A 17,381-nucleotide genomic window follows, 5' to 3' on the forward strand; every position below is an offset into this window, starting at 1 on the left:
TTTTCGCGTCGTGGAGGTTCGGCAGTTGGACAAGATGTTTCGCCGAGAAATTCTCGAGGCGATCGGGCACGGGGTTGTGTTCACCGATCCCGCAGAGAAGATCACTTACGCCAATCGCTATTTCTGCGAGATTACCGGCTATGACGAGAGCGAGGTGCTCGGGCGGACGTGCCGGTTCCTGCAGGGGCCCGAGACTGCGGCCGAGACCAAGTGGCGGATCCGGCAGGCGCTCGATGCGCGTACGCAATTCGATGGCGACGTCCTCAACTATCGCAAGAATGGCGATGCGTTCTGGAACAGCATGTCGATCACGCCGCAGTTCGGCGACGATGGTGAACTGATCGGCTATGTCGGGATCACGCGTGACGTCACCGAGAGCAAGGCCCGCCAGCTTCGCAATGAAGAGCTCGAGCAGCAGTTTCGCCTGATCTTCCAGAAGATCCAGGCGGGTATCGTGGTCCACTCGCCCGAAGGGGATGTGGAGATGATCAACCTGCAGGCTTGCCGCCTGTTGGGTCTTTCGCACGATGAAGATGCCGCACTGGGCGAATTCGAGGAGCTTACGCTCATGCTCGAGGACGGGACGACGCTGGCGAAGGAGGATTACCCGGCGCGGCAGGTGGCGGCGACGGGCGAATTCAAGCGCGGCCTGATCGTCGCTCTTACACAGGACGGGCTGAAAGATGTGCGGTGGCTGTCCTGCAGCGCCTTTCCGATCTGCAACGACGCTGGCGAAGTCACGGTCATCGTATCCAGCGTGACCGATATCACCCATGCGCGCGAACAGCAGTTCGCAGCCCAGCGCGACCGCGAGCGGTTCGAACTGGCATCGCGCGCCGCGAAGAGCATGATCTTCGACTGGAACCTCGTCACCGGCGCGCTCTGGACCAACCAGAATTTCGAACGGATTTTCGGAACGCAGCCCCCGGCCGAAATGAATTTGGACAATGTCGCGCAGTTCGTCCTCGAGGCCGAGCGCGAGACTACGCATGGCCAGCTGCTCGAGGCGTTCGAGCAGGGCAGCGAACGGCTCGAAGGGGAATTCCGCTTTGCCCGGCCGCGGGGCGGCGTCGGGATCGCGCATGCGGAATTCATGATCCATTACAATGACGAAAAACCGGTGCGTATCGTCGGGGCGATCCGGGATCTGACCGAGCTGCGGCGCAAGGAACAGCGGCTGGAAACCTCGGAAGAGCGGCTGCGGATCGTGGCCGAACTGTCGAGTGACATGCTGTGGGAACTCGACCCGCGCACCGACCTGTTGTGGCGCGCCAGCGAAGGGGTGGAGCGGCTCGGGCTCGATCCGTCGCTGGCCCCCTATTCGGGCGGCGTGTGGCACAACACCATCCTGCCCGAAGACCGACGGGAGGTGATCGCTTCCTTCTGCGAGGCGATCGAAGGCAAGGCGGATCGCTGGCGCGCCGAATACCGGATCGAGCGCGCGGACGGGTCACACCTCCTGGTCGAGGATCGGGCGGCGATCATCCGGTCGAAAGACGGCACGGCAATCCGCGTTGTCGGGGCGGTGCGCGATATCACCGAAAGCCGGCGGCTGGAGGACATCCTGCGCGAGAACCAGTCGCTCGAGGCTCTGGGGCAGCTTACCGGTGGGGTGGCCCACGACTTCAACAACATGCTGATGATCATCATGGGCAATGCGGAGACGCTGGCCGAAGATCTCGCGAGCCCGTCGGACCGCGAACGGCTCGAACTGATCCACTCGGCGGCGCGCAACGGAGCCGAACTTACCAGCCGCCTGCTGTCCTTCGCGCGGCAGCAGCCGCTGGCCCCGCAACGGATCGATATTGCCGAACAGATGGCGCAGGCAGCCCGCCTGATCCGCCACGCACTGCCCGACCAGGTGGAACTGACGGTCGATGTCGAAGGCCAAACGCTCTATGCCGAGGTCGATCCCAGCCAGCTCGACAATGCGCTGGTCAATCTGGCGCTCAATGCCCGCGACGCAATGCCGCGGGGCGGTTCGCTCTCGCTGGAAGCGCGCCCGTACCGGGTCGAGGCCGGCCTGCTCGATTCCGTGCTGGAGGCTGGCGACTACATCCGGATAGCGATGGTCGATACCGGTGCCGGGATCGAGCCGGAGATCGCGCCGCGCGTTTTCGAACCCTTCTTCACCACCAAGCCGATCGGCGATGGAACGGGGCTGGGGCTCAGCATGGTCTATGGCTTTGCCAAGCAATCCGGCGGCCACGCGCTGGTGGAAAGCAGCCCGGGCAAGGGGACGACGGTCAGCATCTTTCTTCCGCAGGCAGCCGGTGGTCGGCCCGTCCCACGCTCAAACGACGCAAGTCCGAGGATAGACGGGGAAAATGCGACCATCCTGCTGGTCGAGGACGATACGCAGGTGCGCGACTACGTGGAATGGATCCTGAACGCCGAAGGATATTCGGTGCTGAGCGCGTCCGATGGCTCCGAGGCGCTTGAGATACTGGAGCAGCATGCGGAAATCGGGCTGATGTGCACCGATGTCGTCATGCCCGGCGGGATGGACGGTATCGAACTCACGCGCGAGGCGCAGCGCCGCTTACCCGGCCTCAAGGTGCTGGTCATTTCAGGCTATGCGAGCGAGGCATCGCTGCGCGAGGCGCTCGATTGGAGCGATACCGCTTGGCTGCCCAAACCGTTCACCCGCCGTGACCTGGCGGGTGCGCTGGCGCAGATGGAGCGAAGCTGACCGCGCTCAGCAGTTGACGGATGCGGGCCGGGCGGCGAACTTCGCCCTTTCGAAGGTCAGAGCGAATTCCACCGCGTTGCGGACCTCCAGCTTCTTGAAGATATTCGCACGGTGAACTTCGACGGTTCGCGGGCTGATATCGAGCGCGCGGGCGATTTCCTTGTTGCTGCTGCCATGCACGATCTGGCTCGCGATTTCGCTTTCGCGCGATGTCAGCCGTGCAATCAGCGATTTGCACGCTTCCACTTCCGCAACCTGCCGCCGCAGTTCCACCGATCGTTCGATATGCCCTGCGATCTTGTCTGCGAAGCTCTTGATCGACACCGGCTTCTCTACGAAATCGACCGCGCCGCATTTCATGGCTTCGACGGCTAGGCTCACTTCGCCATGCGAGGTGAGCATGATGACGGGTATTGCTTGCGCTTCGGCCGGGATCTTGCCCAGTACTCCCAGCCCGTCGAGTTCGGGCATCCGCATGTCGAGGACTACGCAATCTGGAATCTCGAATTCGAGGCTGTCGAGGAAATCCACGCCGCTGCGAAAGGGACGGCAAACATAGCCGAACCGTTCGAGCCCGCGCACCAGCGTCTGGCGCACACCGGATTCGTCATCGACGATCGCGATGCGGTGTTTAGCGTCGTTATTGTCGTTCGTGTCCTGCGGATCAGCAGTCAATAGTTCCTCCACCCCTGCTCGGTCGTATCGGCGCATCGAGGCGCACAATACAACCCCTTTCCGGCCGGAACCTGCTCTTACCCCGCCCTCGAGCAATCGGCGCGCCCCGACAATGGATGTGGGGGTTAGCCGAATTATCATTAACATCGTCGGAACGCAAATTTGCGGCGCATAAACAAGATGCTATCGGACGGGGCCTAGGATGGGGCGCGGCTGCATTCTACCCAGCGAGATCGGGGGGGCGACTGTTCGTGCAGCTAGGCTTGCTTGAACGCTTCATTTGTCGTCGGTGAAGGCGGCGACGGCAGAGATCGACATGGTCGGAACGCCCAGAAAAATTCTCAGGACCGTTACTTGGGTCCTTCGCGAAGTGCGCTCGCGTAGCTTTAAGGGCGCCCTATCAGGACTTGAGCCAGGTCCTGATAAGGAAGGCTACCGTTCCCAGCACTGCGACGCTGGCGAGCCAGATTGCTGCCATCCATCCCAGCCGCTGCCACAGCGGGGGATCTTCGGGCTGCCCCATCAATGGTAGCCTTCGTCGCCCACCTTGCCGCGAAAGACCCAATAGGCCCAGGCGGTATAGGCGATGATCAGCGGCATGGTGATGGCAACGCCCACCAGCATGAAGATCTGGCTGCGTTCGGGTGCCGCGGCATCCCAGATGGTGACGCCGGGCGGGACGACATAGGGCCACATGGTGAAGCCGAGCCCCGCCATGCCGAAGAAGAACAGCGCCAGGCTGAGCCAAAAGGGCTTGCTGTGGCGCTCGACCGACAGCGAACGCAGCAGGGCGATGGCGATAACTCCGGTCAGGATGGGCACGGGCGCAGCGAGGTATATCTCCGGCGCCGTCAGCCAGCGATCGGCATATTCGGGGTTGAGGAAGACGTTGTAGAGGCTGACCCCGCCCATCAGCGCGAGGGTGGCCCATGCCGCGCGCTTGCCCATCTGCCGCGCGTGGTGCTGGCCAGGCCCGTCGAGCTTCCATACCAGCCAGGTTGCGCCGAGCAGGGCATAGCCCGCCACCGTGCCGAGCCCGGTCAGCAGCGTATAGGGCGTCAGCCAGTCGAACCAGCTGCCCGCATAGGCGCGGTCGACCACCTCGATCCCCTGCAGCAACGCGCCCAGCGTCATCCCTTGCGCCATCGCCGCGACAAGGCTTCCGCCGGTAAAGGCGGCATCCCACAGCCGCCGATGGCCAGGGTCGCGCCAGCGGTATTCAAAGGCGACTCCGCGAAAGACCAGCCCCAGCAACATGGCGATGATCAGCGGATAGGTGGCGGGCAGGATCACCGCGTAGGCCAGCGGGAAAGCAGCGAAAAGCCCGCCGCCGCCCAGCACGAGCCAGGTTTCGTTGCCATCCCAGACCGGGGCGATCGAATTCATCGCGCGGTCGCGTTCGGGCCCGACTTCGAAGGTCGGGAAGAGGATGCCGATGCCCAAATCGAACCCGTCCATCACGACATAGGCGAAGACCGCAAAGGCGATGATGAACGCCCAGATCACGGTGAGGTCGAAATTAACGGCCATCGGTCGCCTCCTCCTGATTGCGCGGCAGGGTGCTGGGGTCGCCCGGGTTCTGCGACGGCCCCGGGGTAATGCCGGCGGTACGGATGGGGCCCGTATCGCCGCGCTTGACGCCCTTCTCGCCGAGATGGGGCGATTTGCGCATCAGGTGGAGGATATACCACACACCCGCGCCGAAGACCGCGAAATAGACCAGGACGAAGGCCACCAGCGATGCGCCGACCGCGGGCGCATCGAGCGGGCTGGCTGCATCGGCCGTGCGCAGGAGATTGTAGATCACATAGGGCTGGCGACCGACCTCGGTCGTGATCCAGCCGGCCAGCACTGCGACAAAGCCGCTGGGCGCCATGACCAGCGCCGCACGGTGCAGCCATTGCCAGTCGTAGAGCTTGCGCCGGAACCGTGCGGCGAGGCTCCACAGACCCAGCCCGAGCATGGCGAAGCCGATGCCGACCATGATGCGGAACGACCAGAACACGATGCCGACCGGCGGTTCCTCGTCGTCGGGAATGGTGTCGAGCCCGGCGAGCGGGGCATCAAGGTCGTGTTTGAGTATCAGGGAGGACAACTTCGGGATTTCGAGTGCATATTTGACGCGTTTCTCCTCGCTGTCGGGAATGCCGAACAGGATCAGCGGCGCCCCGTCGGGGTGGCTCTGGTAATGGCCTTCCATTGCCATCACCTTCTGCGGCTGGTGCTCGAGCGTGTTGATGCCGTGCATGTCGCCGGCGACGATCTGGATCGGCGCGACGATTGCCGCCATCCACATTGCCATGGAGAACATCTTTCGCGCGTGCAGGTTGGTGCGGTCGCGCAGCAGGTGCCAAGCGCCGACCCCGCCGACGACGAAGGCAGTCGTGAGATAGGCGGCAGTCACCGTGTGGACCAGGCGATAGGGGAAGCTGGGATTGAAGATGATCTCGAGCCAGCTGTCACCCGGCAGATATTGTCCGTTGGCGCCGATCTCGTACCCCACCGGCGTCTGCATCCAGCTGTTGACCGACAGGATCCAGAAAGCGGACACGAAGGTCCCCACCGCGACCATCAGCGTGGCGGCGAAATGGAGCTTCTTTCCGACGCGGTTCATGCCGAACAGCATGACGCCGAGGAACCCGGCCTCGAGGAAGAAGGCGGTCAGGACCTCATAGGCCATCAGCGGGCCGATGACGGGGCCGGCAATGTCGGAGAAGACCGACCAGTTGGTGCCGAACTGGTAGCTCATCACGATGCCCGAGACGACGCCCATGGCGAAGGCGATGGCAAAGATCTTCAGCCAGTATTTGAACAGGTCGAGATATAGCTGCTTGCCGGTCTTGAGCCACAGGCCTTCGAGCACTGCGAGAAAGCTGGCGAGCCCGATCGAGAATGCCGGAAAGATGAAGTGGAAGCTCACCGTAAAGGCGAACTGGATCCGGGCGAGTAGAAGTGCGTCGACGCCTTCGAACATGACTTTTTCCCTATCTCTCTGCCTGTCTAGCGGAGCGGGGGGCTCGGGGCCCGTCCGATTTACGCAAGGGGTGTTGCATTGGATCGGCGCTCGGCGCGCCAGCGATAGAAGGTCTTCTCCGAAATTCCGATTTCGCGGCAACTTTCGCATACGCCCCGGCCGGCGGCAATGAGCGCCGCGATCCGGCGGCAGCGGGCGTCCTTGTCGGGGATGCGCGGCATCAGATCATCCCCCGCGCCATGTCGGAGGGCGGCACCTCGGGCGGGCCGCCATTGGCCGCAAGCTCGCGAAAGGCGCGGTTCTGCGACAGGAACACCCGGCCGCTGAGCTCGGCGACGAAATCCGTGCGGTTCAACCGGTCCATGACCGGCCCCTTGACTTCGGACAGGTGCAATCCGATCCCGGCGTCGGCGAGGCGATGATTGATCGCCTCGAGGCTTTCGAGGCCAGAAGCGTCGATCTCGTTCACTGCGCTGCACATCAGGATCACGTGGCGGACTGCGGGTCGGTCGGCGACTTCCTCGAGGACATATTCCTCGAGCCAGCGCGCGTTGAGATAGGTCAGGCTCTCGTCGATGCGGATCGACAGGACGTGCGGCACGGTGAACACGTCATGGCGGTCGATATTGCGGAAATGCTCGGTCTCGGGAACGCGGCCGACGATCGCGGCATGCGGGCGGCTGGCGCGCCACAGATAGAGCAGCAGTCCCACCGCTACCCCGGCGATCACACCCAGTTCGACGCCCGCCAGCAGAGTGATGACGATGGTCACCATATGCGCGGCGAAATCGGCCTTGGAATAGCGCCACAGCTGGCCCGGTGTCTTCAGGTCGACAAGGCTGAGGACGGCAACGATGATCGTCGCGGCCAGTGTCGCGATCGGCAGGCTGAACAGCAGCGGTGTCAGGAACAGCCCCGCCAGCGCGATACCCACCGCGGTATAGGCGCCCGCCGCGGGCGTTTCCGCACCGGCATCGAAATTGACCACCGACCGGGCGAAACCACCGGTGACGGGATAGCCGCCCGAAAAGGCGCTGGCGATGTTGGACGCGCCGAGGCCGATCAGTTCCTGGTTCGGCGCGATCCGCTGGCGGCGCTTGGCGGCCAGCGTCTGCGCGACCGACACGCTCTCGACAAAGCCGATGATCGAGATCAGCAGCGCGGGCACCCACAGTTGGGCAATCAGGTCGGGATTGGTGGAGGGCAGGGCAAATGGCGGTAATCCCTGCGGGATCGCCCCGACGAGGTTGACCCCGCGCGCGCCGAGGTCGAGCGCGAGCGCCGCCACGATGGTTGCAGCGACAGCGGCAACCGGCCCCGCCTTGGCGACGATATCGGCGGCATGCTGCGTCAGGCCCAGCCTGACCAGCAGCGGCTTCAACCCCTTGCGCACCCAGAACAGGAACAGCGTGGCGGGCACCCCGATCGCGAGCGTCCAGGGATTGATCTGGTCGATGGCCGCGGCAATCCCGCCGAGCATGGCGGGCCAGGTATCCCCGCCCGCGCCGACACCCAATATGTGCTTGAGCTGGCTGGTCGCGATCAGGATCCCGCTGGCCGTGATGAAGCCGCTGATGACCGGATGCGACAACAGATTGGCAAGGAAGCCCATCCGCAGCAGGCCGAGCACTGCCAGCATGATGCCGGACAGCGCGGCGAGCGTGATCGCGGCTTCGAGATAGAGCGCCGTGCCCTGCGCTGCCACCGCACCGGCCGCGCTTGCAGTCATCAGCGAAACCACCGCCACCGGCCCCACCGCCAGCGTGCGGCTGGTCCCGAAGATGGCATAAGCCACCAGCGGCAGGATCGAGGCATAGAGACCCACGACCGGGGGCAGGCCCGCCAGCAGCGCATAGGCCAGGCTCTGCGGGATCAGCATGATGGTCACGACCACGGCCGCCACCAGATCCCGCGTCAGAACCGCGCCGTTATAGGAGCGGCCCCATTCGAGAATCGGGAAGTATTGCGCCAGCGCATGCGCGCGCTGGCGCTGCCCGGGTGCACTTGCCGGTGCTGCGCCGCCTTCGGTGCCGGCCGGTTCCATCAGGCTGCGGTCTTGACTTGCGGCCGTGCCAGCCACTCATGGCCCTTGAGCATGCCGTTCCAGTAGATCCACGGCAGCGCCTCGGACTTGAGCAGCCAGCTGAGCCGGCGCGGACGGGTGCCGTCGATCAGCCAGGTGGGCAGGCTGGGCAGGAGCTTGCCGCCATACCCGAATTCGGCGAGTACGATCTTGCCGCGTTCGACAGTCAGCGGGCACGAACCATAGCCGTCGTAATCGGCGACCGGCTGCTTGCCGTCGAGCACCGCCAGCGCGTTGACCGCGACGATCGGGGCCTGCTTGCGCACGGCGGCTGCGGTCTTGGCATTGGGGCTCGACCCGGCATCGCCGAGCCCGAAGACATTCGGATAGCGCACATGGCGCAGGGTGATCGGATCGATATCGACGAAGCCGCTTTCGGCCTGCGCGAGCGGGCTGTCGGCAACGAACGTCGGGGCGACTTGCGGGGGAACGACATGGAGCATGTCGAACGCGACCGTTTCCTCACCGGCTTCGGTTTTGAACGTGGCGGTCTTTGCCGGTCCGTCGACCGCGACAAGTGTTTGGTTGAGCTTGAGGTCGATGCCGTATTTCTCGACATATTCCATCAGCGCGGGGACGTATTCCTTGACACCGAACAGCACTCCGCCGGCATTGCGGAACTCGACATCGATATCGCCCAGCACGCCGCGATCGGCCCAGGCGTCGCACGACAGGTACATCGCCTTCTGCGGTGCGCCCGCGCATTTGATCGGCATCGGCGGCTGGCTGAAGATCGCCCGGCCTGATCTGAGCGTACGAACGAGGTTCCAGGTGTAGGGCGCCAGGTCGTAGCGATAGTTCGAAGTGACGCCATTGCGCCCGAGCGTCTGCTCCAGTCCCTCGATCTGTTCCCAGGCGAGCCGTATGCCCGGTGCAACGATCAGCAGCCGATAGGCGATCGTGCTGCCATCGCGCAGCGTAAGCTGGTTGTCTTCGGGCTGGAAGGTCGCCGCCGCCTGCCGGATCCAGCGGGTGCGTTTGGGCATGACGCTGGCCATCGGGCGGCAGGTCACGGGCGCATCGAACACCCCGCCGCCGACCATGGTCCAGCCGGGCTGGTAATAGTGGTGTTCGCTCGGTTCGACGATGGCAATGTCGAGCAGGGGCCGTCGCTTGAGCAGCGATGCGGCGGTGGCGATGCCGGCCGCGCCGCCACCGATGATAACCACTTCGTGCGTGTAGCTGTGTGCCATGCCAGATCTCCGGTTTGCGGGTGCTATTCGGCCAGTTGCGATGCGAGCGCGGACAGGTCGTAACCCGCGGCGCCGGCTTGCTCGAGGCGGTCGGCTACGCTCACTCCTTCGGGATTGGCGAGCGCATCGAGCGTGATCGAACGGGTGCCGGTGCGACAATAGGCGAGCACCTTGCCGCCGGCTTCGCGGCGGACCTGCCCGAAGGCGGCAACCGCTTCGGCAGGAAATGCGCCGCCGGCAACGGGGATATGGTGGAAGCGCATGCCGGCGCTTTCCGCCGCCGCGCGCATGACTTCCGCGGCGGGCTGGTCATCGTCCTCGCCATCGGGGCGGTTGCAGACCAGCACGCTGAACCCGTCCTGGACCAATGCCGGCAGCGCTTCGGGCGAAAGCTGCGGAGCCACTGCAAAGCGATCGGTGACGCGTTTGTAGGTCATGCCGATTTCGCTTCGAACAACCGGACCAGCGCCATGCCCGCCAGCATCGCGGCGACGAATATTGCGGCCGCACCCGGTTCGATCACCAGAGCGGCAATTCCGGGGCCGGGGCACAGGCCGGCGACGCCCCAGCCAATTCCGAACAAGGCGGCTCCGCCGATCAGGCGCGGCGTGAGATCGGCGCGGGTGGGAAGGTGGAAGGCCTCGGCCAGCCACGGCGTCTGCATCCGCGGAACCGCTCGCCAGACGATTGCCATGACGAGCACTGCCCCGCCCATCACGAAAGCGAGCGTCGGATCCCACGCGCCGAACAGGTCGAGGAAGCCGCGTACGCGCGCCGGGTCGGTCATTCCGCCAAGTGCTAGACCGGCGCCGAACAGCGTACCCGAAACGAGGGCGGGGAGGGCGGGGCGGGTCATCGCAGCACCTCCATGCCCAGCGCATTCATCGCGGCGACAGTGGCGATGCCCGCCGCCATGAAGGTCAGCGTGGCAACGATCGAGCGGGCGGACAGGCGGCTGACGCCGCAGACCCCGTGACCGCTGGTGCACCCGCTGCCCAGCCGCGTCCCGATACCCACCAGCAGGCCCGCGACAATCAGGACCGGGGCGCTGGCGAAGCGGGCTTCGATACCGCCTTGCAGCATGGACACGACCAGCGCGCCAAGCGGTAGCCCGATAACGAATGTCCAGGCTCCGCTGCGGGCAATGCCGCTGCCGCCCAGCCCCGCAGCCTTGGCCGCAATCCCGGAAACGCCTGCAATACGGCCCAGGCCAAGCAGCATGACGGCTGCAGCAAGGCCAATCAGCACGCCGCCCGCAAGGCCGGCAAGCGGGGCCGCCTCGGGATAGCCCGGCAGTGTCATACCGCGTTCACCGGGATCTTGATGTAACTGACGCCATTATCTTCCGGTTCGGGCAACCGCCCGCCACGGATGTTGACCTGCACCGAAGGCATGATCAGCTTGGGCATGTCCAGGGTCTTGTCGCGGCTGGTCCGCATGGCGACGAAGTCTTCCTCGGTGACGCCGTCCTTCACATGGACGTTTTCCTCGCGCTGCTGCTTGACCGTGGTCTCCCAGGCATATTCGTCGCGGCCCGGCGCCTTGTAGTCATGGCACAGGAACAGGCGGGTTTCGTCGGGAAGCGACAGCAGGCGCCGGATCGAGCGGAACAGTTCGTGTGCATCACCGCCGGGGAAGTCGGCGCGTGCGGTGCCGAAATCGGGCATGAAGATCGTGTCGCCGACAAAGGCCGCATCACCGATGATGAAGGCCATGTCCGCGGGCGTATGTCCGGGCACGTGCAGCGCGATGCCCTCGAGCTCGCCAAGGGCAAAGCTTTCGCCATCGTCGAACAGCTTGTCGAACTGCGATCCGTCGCGCTCGAAATCGGTACCGGCGTTGAACAGCTTGCCGAACACTTCCTGCACGCGGATGATCTCGCGGCCGATCGCCAGCTTGCCACCCAGCCTTTCCTGCAGATAGGGCGCCGCCGAGATATGATCGGCATGCGCATGCGTCTCGATCAGCCAGGTAACTTTCAAATTATTCGAAGTGACATATTCGATAATTCGATCGGCGGAGCCGTTCGAAGTCCGGCCCGAGGCCGCTTCGAAGTCGAGCACCGAGTCGATGATCGCCGCTTCTGCAGTCTTTGGGTCATGCACGACGTAGGATATGGTGTTGGTGGCTTCGTCGAAGAAGCCGGCGATCGACGGACGGCGCGTCTTATCGTCGCGGGCGCGCCCGATCTGCTGCGTGGCGTGGGCGAGTGGTTGGTCGGTGGCCATCGGACTTACTCCAATAAATTACATAAACTATGTATATGTATTGCACTATTGATGTCAAGTGGTAGGAAGGCGCAATGAGGCAGGACGCGCACAACTCCGGCGATGCATCTGCGGCCCCCTGCGCGGGCCTGCGGATCGGCGACATGGCCCCCGATTTCTCGGCGCGCAGCACTACGGGCGATGTCCGTCTGTCCGATTACCGCGGGCGCTGGCTGGTGCTGTTTTCGCACCCGGCTGATTTCACGCCCGTCTGCACCACCGAATTCGTCGCGCTGGCGCGTGCGGCGGGTGATTTCGCTCAGCGCGACTGCGCGCTGATGGCGCTGTCGGTGGACAGCCTGTTCTCCCATTTCGCGTGGCTCAGGATGATCCGCGACCGGTTTGATGTCGAAGTCCGCTTCCCCATTCTCGAGGATCCGACGCTGGTGATCGGCCGCGGTTACGGGATGGTCGCACCGGGCGACAGCGACAGCGGCGCCGTACGATCGACCTTCTTCATCGATCCCGAGGGGGTGATCCGCGCGATGACCTGCTATCCCGCCAATGTCGGGCGTTCGACACCCGAAATGCTGCGCATGCTCGACGCGCTGCAGGCGGTCGACAAGGAGACTTCGCTGGCACCCGCGAACTGGCAGCCGGGCGAGGCACTGCTGGGCCAGCCACAGGCGGACCTCGACAGTGTCTTCGCGGCCCAAGGCGAGGCCGACTGGTTCCTGGGCAAGGCCGGGGCGGGAGCGCGCAGGTGAACGATGACGATCTGGTCGCGGCGCTGAAGGCGGTGGCCCACCCGGTCCGCTTGCGCATCCTGCAGACGCTGTCGGGCGCCGAACGCAATGTCGGCGAAATCGACGACGCGGCGGAGATCGGACAGCCGACGCTGTCGCAGCAGCTGGCCGTCCTGCGCGGTGCCGGGCTGGTGGCCACGCGCAAGGACGCGAAGCTGGTCTATTACCGGATCGACGAAACCAAGCTCGGTCACGTGACCGCCGCGCTGGCGCAATTCGCCGGCGAAGCGGTGGGGTCAGAAGCGCCGGTCCGTCGCCGCACTTCAGCGCCCGGCGTGGCCAATTTTGCACAGCTCGGCTGAGCTGGGGCGAATTCCGTAACTCCCAATAAGCACGCTCCCTGATCATGATCAGGGAGGCGGCGAATGGTGCAATTTATGCACCATCGCGCAGCAGAAAACGCAAATGAGAATGACTTGCAATAGAAGTTGCGCGGGCTTAGGCGGACGCTCCAAGCGAATCAGCAGGGCCCAGCACACGTGTTCCGAAAACTCCTTCCCGCAGTCATTCTCATCGCCGCGACTCCGGCCGCGGCAGGCACCCAGACATTGCCGCACGATCTCAGCGTATGGGGCATGTTCACGCAGGCCGACTGGGTGGTGAAACTGGTGATGGTCGGGCTGGTCCTGGCCTCGGTCGCCACCTGGACCGTCCTTATCGCCAAGCATCTCGAGCTCGCCCGCCAGCGCAAGAGCGCCGAAGCCTTCCGCGACACGCTGGCCGACGCGGGATCGCTGGCGCAGCTCGATGCCGCGTCCGCCGCGCATCCCATCGTCAGGGAGGCGCGGGCGGAAATTGCCCAGTCCGCCGATGCTCTGGCGGATGCCGAGGGCCTGAAGGAGCGCCTCGTCTCGCGCCTCGACCGCTATGAAGCGAAAGTCGCCCGCAAGATGACGCAGGGGGTCACGATCCTCGGCACCATCGGGGCGACGGCGCCCTTCGTCGGCCTGTTCGGCACGGTGTGGGGCATCATGAACAGCTTCATCGGGATTGCGGAATCGCAGACCACCAATCTCGCCGTGGTGGCGCCGGGCATCGCCGAAGCCCTGCTGGCGACGGCATTGGGCCTCGTGGCCGCCATCCCCGCCGTGGTGATCTACAACCATTTCGCGCGTGTGATCGCCGCGCACCGCGCCGTGGTCGCCGATAGCGCGGCCGCCTTGCTACGCATCGTCTCGCGCGATCTGAGCCGCGGCACGCTGCCCGCGGTCGAGGGCTGACCATGGCGCTCAAACTTGCTTCGGACAGCGAGGACCTCGCGGTCGCGCATGAAATCAACGTGACGCCGTTCATCGACGTGATGCTGGTGCTGCTGATCATTTTTATGGTCGCCGCGCCGCTCGCGACCGTCGACGTCAAGGTCGACCTGCCGGTATCCAACGCGCAGGCGGCTGCCAAGCCCGAAACCCCCGTCTACCTTTCGCTACAGGCCGACGGGGCCATCCTGGTAAACGAGGACGCGGTCGAGCTCGGCGGGCTCGGTATGGCGATCGAACAGGCGACTGCAGGCGACCGTGAGGAGCGCGTTTTCCTGCGTGCCGACAAGGCGATCACCTATGACGAGATCATGCAGGCCATGAACGCCCTGCGGGCTGCGGGCTACGTCCATGTCGCCCTGGTCGGCGCGGAAGCCCCCGGAGCGGCGCTGTGATCGATATGGGGGCAGGCCGCAGCCACTGGATGCTGGGAGGCGGTTTCGCGATCGCCGGCCATGCAGCCGTGCTGGCGGGCGTGCTCCTGGTCAACACTGGGCCGGTGGAACCCCCGGTCGAGGATCCGGTGGTGCTGGTCGAGCTGCCACCGCAGGCGGCTCCAGCGCCTGCGCCGGCCGTTGTGCAGCCGGTCCAGCAGCAGGCCGACTACGTCCCGCCGCAAACCTTGCCGCCGCGCGTCGAAGCGCCGCGCGTGAATGCACCTTTGCCGCGCGAATTCGTCGCTACGCCCCCGCCCCCGCGGCCGAGGCCCGCTGCCCCGGCCGCGCCGCCGCGCGCTGCCCTGGCGATCGCACCGGCGGGCAGTGGCACCGGAACCGCGGCTACCCCCGGCGACGATCCGAAGGCGAAGCGCGAGGAGGCCGACTATTATTCTCTGCTCAGCGCGCATCTCAACCGCAAGAAGCGGTACCCCAGCGAGGCCAAGAAGGCCCGCCAGCAGGGCGTCGTCACCGTTCGCTTCACCGTCCATGCGGATGGCCGGATCAGCGGCAGTTCGATCCGCACATCGAGTGGCCACGACCTGCTCGACCAGGCCACGCTCGACCTGATGGAGCGCGTCGCCCCGCTGCCCAGATTCCCGCGATCGATGACGCGCGACCGCGTCACGATCTCGCTTCCCATCGACTACTCACTACGCACGAAATGAGAGAAAGGTTTTACCATGAGGGATCGTAACCGGGGCGTGATCCGCCCGCTCAGCCTGCGCGGTGCCGGACGGGGCACTGCTGCGGCGATGGGCCTGTCGGCCGCGTTGATTGCCGGCGGTGCACAGGCGCAGGATGCCAATGGCGAAGACGAAGTCGTCCTCGACACGCTGCAGATCGAAGACGCCACCGCTGACGTTAACCCCAACGCCCAGCCGGGCGTACCCTACAAGGCGCGCACTTCGGGTGATCTGCGCCGCGTGAAGCCGCTCTCGGAAACCCCGCAGACGATCCAGGTGCTGACCGAACAGCAGCTCGAGGAACAGGGCGCAACCGACCTGCGCGACGTGCTCGACAATGTTCCCGGCGTGACCATCGGTACGGGCGAGAACGGCAACGCCTTCGGCGACCGTTACATCATCCGCGGCCACGAGGCCCGCAGTGACGTCTTCGTCGACGGCCTGCGCGATCCGGGCATGACCACGCGCGAGACTTTCGCAGTCGACCAGATCGAAATCACAAAGGGGCCGAGCTCGAGCTTCGCGGGTCGCGGTTCGACCGGCGGCGCAGTCAACTCGATCACCAAGAAGGCCAGCACCGATTACCAGTTTACGCGGGTGGACGCGGGCATCGGTACCGATGACTATTACCGCGTCACGCTCGACGCCAACGTGCCGCTGACCGATACGCTCGCGCTGCGTGCCAACCTGCTCTACGGTTACGAGGAAGTGCCCAACCGCAACTTCTCCGACCGCGAGCGCTACGGCGCCACTGTGTCGGCCGCCTTCAAGCCCAGCGAAGTGTTCGAACTGGTGCTCGACTACTATCACCTGACGGCGAACGATACACCCGATCTCGGCGGCTACGTTCCCCGGCCGACCGGTACCGGCCCGGACGATGTAACGGTTTACGAACCGTGGGACGACGTGCCCAATTACACGCAGAACGGCGACTTCCTGGATTCGGATGTCGATACGGTCACCGGCCGCATCTACATCACGCCGTTCGATGGCTTCACGATCGTCAATTCGACCCGCTACGGCGAAACCAGCAATGGCTATGTCCTTACCGGTCTTCGCGGCGGTGCCTACGATCCGGCGACGGACACCTACGCCCCGGTCACGCTCAGCACGCACCAGGGCAATCAGGAAGTCGAATATTTCGTCAACCAGTTCAATGTGCTGGGCGAATTCGCCACCGGCACCGTGCTGCACAATCTGATCGTGGGTGCCGAATATTCGAACCTCCAGGTCGCCAATGGCACTTACGACCTGACCGCGAACGGCGCGACCAATTGCGTCACTGCCGGGCGCGGCGGACTAAGCCCGAATTACTGCATCACCGATGAGAACCGCAATGTGATCTTCGGCGAGAACGAGATCCACAACATCGTGCAGCGCACGATCGCGGATGGTAGTGTCGACAGCGATTGGCAGGTCGAGACGCTGTCGGTCTATGCGATGGACACGGTGGACTTCACCGACTGGCTGTCGGTTCATGGCGGGATCCGCATGGATGCCTTCAGCTACAGCAACGTGGTGACCAGCCGCGGCACGGTCACGCCCTACACCTACAGCGATACGCTGTGGAACGGCCATGCCGGGATCGGGGTGAAGCCGCTTGAAGAAGTGTATGTCTACTTCAACTACGGCACGGCCAAGAACATCAACGGCGGCGAATCCGATCTTGGCGGCAATTGCGGCTACGGCGGCATCTGTGTCGACGACGGTACCGGCATCGGCGATGGCAGCCCGGAAAGCAGCGAGAGCTTCGAACTCGGCGTCAAGGCCGACCTGTTCGACGATCGCTTCCTCCTGACTGCCGCGGCGTTCCAGATCACCAAGGGCGACGTGTTCGAATCTGCCGGCGACGGTTACAGCGCCGGTGGCTCGCTCAACACCGGCGAGAACCGTGTACGCGGTCTCGAATTCGGGCTGGTCGGCAACATCACCCCGCAGTTGCTCGCGCAAGCGGCGCTGACCGTGATGGATTCGGAAATCACCGACTCGAACGACCCCGACAAGATCGGCCGCCGGCTGAGCAATTTCGCCAACACGCAGTTCAGCGGCCAGCTGCGCTACCAGGTCACCGATGCGATCGCCTTCGGCGGCACCGCGACCTACAAGAGCGCACAGTACACCGGCCAGCCTGACGATGCGGCGAGCTACGACAGCAATCTGGACATCTTCACCTACCGCGTGCCGGATTACTGGACCTTCGACGCCTTCGCGAGCGTGGATTTCAACCAGAATTTCGGTGCCCGCGTAAACGTGACCAACATCGGTAACGAGGATTATTACGTCTCGGGCTATCGCTCGGGTCACTTCCTCTACAAGGGTGACGAACGCCGGGCGACGCTGACGCTCACCGGCAAGTTCTGATAAGGCAGGGC

General features: G+C 64.6%; 18 protein-coding genes. 7 read left to right on the forward strand and 11 right to left on the reverse strand.

The window, feature by feature from the left end; all coding sequences use genetic code 11:
• Positions 1-34: 34 nt before the first annotated feature.
• The gene (locus tag GRI55_RS13170; protein WP_237452551.1) at positions 35-2,692 is read left to right on the forward strand and encodes a hybrid sensor histidine kinase/response regulator; all 2,658 of its coding nucleotides are present in this window, start codon (positions 35-37) and stop codon (positions 2,690-2,692) included.
• 6 nt (positions 2,693-2,698) lie between these two features.
• Here the strand turns inward: GRI55_RS13170 and GRI55_RS13175 are convergent, their stop codons facing one another.
• The 11 genes from GRI55_RS13175 to GRI55_RS13215 form a co-directional block, all read right to left on the reverse strand.
• Positions 2,699-3,367: a response regulator transcription factor gene (locus tag GRI55_RS13175; protein WP_160767477.1), complete on the reverse strand. Its 669-nt coding sequence runs from the start codon at positions 3,365-3,367 to the stop codon at positions 2,699-2,701.
• 400 nt (positions 3,368-3,767) lie between these two features.
• Positions 3,768-3,890 carry a DUF2474 domain-containing protein gene (locus GRI55_RS13180; RefSeq protein WP_160767478.1) on the reverse strand — a complete coding sequence of 41 codons (123 nt, stop codon included), beginning with the start codon at positions 3,888-3,890 and terminating at the stop codon, positions 3,768-3,770.
• Positions 3,890-4,897 carry a cytochrome d ubiquinol oxidase subunit II gene (gene cydB, locus GRI55_RS13185; RefSeq protein ID WP_050599667.1) on the reverse strand — a complete coding sequence of 336 codons (1,008 nt, stop codon included), beginning with the start codon at positions 4,895-4,897 and terminating at the stop codon, positions 3,890-3,892. Before cydB ends, GRI55_RS13180 begins: the two co-directional genes overlap by 1 nt.
• Positions 4,887-6,341 carry a cytochrome ubiquinol oxidase subunit I gene (locus GRI55_RS13190; protein ID WP_160767479.1) on the reverse strand — a complete coding sequence of 485 codons (1,455 nt, stop codon included), beginning with the start codon at positions 6,339-6,341 and terminating at the stop codon, positions 4,887-4,889. The genes cydB and GRI55_RS13190 overlap by 11 nt, the downstream gene beginning before the upstream one ends.
• 59 nt (positions 6,342-6,400) lie before the next feature.
• A complete protein-coding gene (locus GRI55_RS15315; RefSeq protein ID WP_156488712.1) occupies positions 6,401-6,562 on the reverse strand; it encodes a helix-turn-helix domain-containing protein in 162 nt (53 codons plus the stop codon).
• Positions 6,562-8,421 carry a SulP family inorganic anion transporter gene (locus GRI55_RS13195; protein ID WP_307020120.1) on the reverse strand — a complete coding sequence of 620 codons (1,860 nt, stop codon included), beginning with the start codon at positions 8,419-8,421 and terminating at the stop codon, positions 6,562-6,564. Before GRI55_RS13195 ends, GRI55_RS15315 begins: the two co-directional genes overlap by 1 nt.
• Positions 8,385-9,617: an NAD(P)/FAD-dependent oxidoreductase gene (locus GRI55_RS13200; protein ID WP_202392506.1), complete on the reverse strand. Its 1,233-nt coding sequence runs from the start codon at positions 9,615-9,617 to the stop codon at positions 8,385-8,387. The genes GRI55_RS13195 and GRI55_RS13200 overlap by 37 nt, the downstream gene beginning before the upstream one ends.
• Positions 9,618-9,640: 23 nt before the next feature.
• Positions 9,641-10,054, reverse strand: coding sequence for a protein tyrosine phosphatase family protein (locus GRI55_RS14915; RefSeq protein WP_202392507.1), 414 nt, complete (start codon positions 10,052-10,054; stop codon positions 9,641-9,643).
• Complete coding sequence (locus GRI55_RS13205) at positions 10,051-10,473, reverse strand: DUF6691 family protein (RefSeq protein WP_063505910.1); 423 nt, start codon at positions 10,471-10,473, stop codon at positions 10,051-10,053. The genes GRI55_RS14915 and GRI55_RS13205 overlap by 4 nt, the downstream gene beginning before the upstream one ends.
• The gene (locus tag GRI55_RS13210; RefSeq protein WP_063512345.1) at positions 10,470-10,919 is read right to left on the reverse strand and encodes a YeeE/YedE family protein; all 450 of its coding nucleotides are present in this window, start codon (positions 10,917-10,919) and stop codon (positions 10,470-10,472) included. Before GRI55_RS13210 ends, GRI55_RS13205 begins: the two co-directional genes overlap by 4 nt.
• Positions 10,916-11,845 carry an MBL fold metallo-hydrolase gene (locus tag GRI55_RS13215; RefSeq protein ID WP_160767480.1) on the reverse strand — a complete coding sequence of 310 codons (930 nt, stop codon included), beginning with the start codon at positions 11,843-11,845 and terminating at the stop codon, positions 10,916-10,918. Before GRI55_RS13215 ends, GRI55_RS13210 begins: the two co-directional genes overlap by 4 nt.
• Positions 11,846-11,919: 74 nt before the next feature.
• Between GRI55_RS13215 and GRI55_RS13220 the strand changes: the two genes are divergently transcribed.
• The 6 genes from GRI55_RS13220 to GRI55_RS13245 all read left to right on the forward strand — a co-directional run bounded on the left by GRI55_RS13220 (position 11,920) and on the right by GRI55_RS13245 (position 17,370).
• Positions 11,920-12,591 carry a peroxiredoxin gene (locus GRI55_RS13220; protein WP_160767481.1) on the forward strand — a complete coding sequence of 224 codons (672 nt, stop codon included), beginning with the start codon at positions 11,920-11,922 and terminating at the stop codon, positions 12,589-12,591.
• Positions 12,588-12,932 carry an ArsR/SmtB family transcription factor gene (locus GRI55_RS13225; RefSeq protein WP_050599660.1) on the forward strand — a complete coding sequence of 115 codons (345 nt, stop codon included), beginning with the start codon at positions 12,588-12,590 and terminating at the stop codon, positions 12,930-12,932. Before GRI55_RS13220 ends, GRI55_RS13225 begins: the two co-directional genes overlap by 4 nt.
• 177 nt (positions 12,933-13,109) lie before the next feature.
• Positions 13,110-13,850, forward strand: a complete 741-nt coding sequence (gene exbB, locus GRI55_RS13230; RefSeq protein WP_202392508.1) for a tonB-system energizer ExbB — start codon at positions 13,110-13,112, stop codon at positions 13,848-13,850.
• Positions 13,851-13,852: 2 nt separating this feature from the next.
• Positions 13,853-14,281 carry a TonB system transport protein ExbD gene (exbD, locus tag GRI55_RS13235; protein WP_160767482.1) on the forward strand — a complete coding sequence of 143 codons (429 nt, stop codon included), beginning with the start codon at positions 13,853-13,855 and terminating at the stop codon, positions 14,279-14,281.
• Between the two features lie 5 nt (positions 14,282-14,286).
• Positions 14,287-14,991, forward strand: a complete 705-nt coding sequence (locus GRI55_RS13240; RefSeq protein ID WP_237452554.1) for an energy transducer TonB — start codon at positions 14,287-14,289, stop codon at positions 14,989-14,991.
• A 15-nt stretch (positions 14,992-15,006) separates the two neighbouring features.
• The gene (locus GRI55_RS13245; protein ID WP_160767484.1) at positions 15,007-17,370 is read left to right on the forward strand and encodes a TonB-dependent receptor; all 2,364 of its coding nucleotides are present in this window, start codon (positions 15,007-15,009) and stop codon (positions 17,368-17,370) included.
• Positions 17,371-17,381: the final 11 nt, after the last annotated feature.

Source organism: Qipengyuania citrea, from assembly GCF_009828015.1.
Lineage (GTDB): Bacteria > Pseudomonadota > Alphaproteobacteria > Sphingomonadales > Sphingomonadaceae > Qipengyuania > Qipengyuania citrea.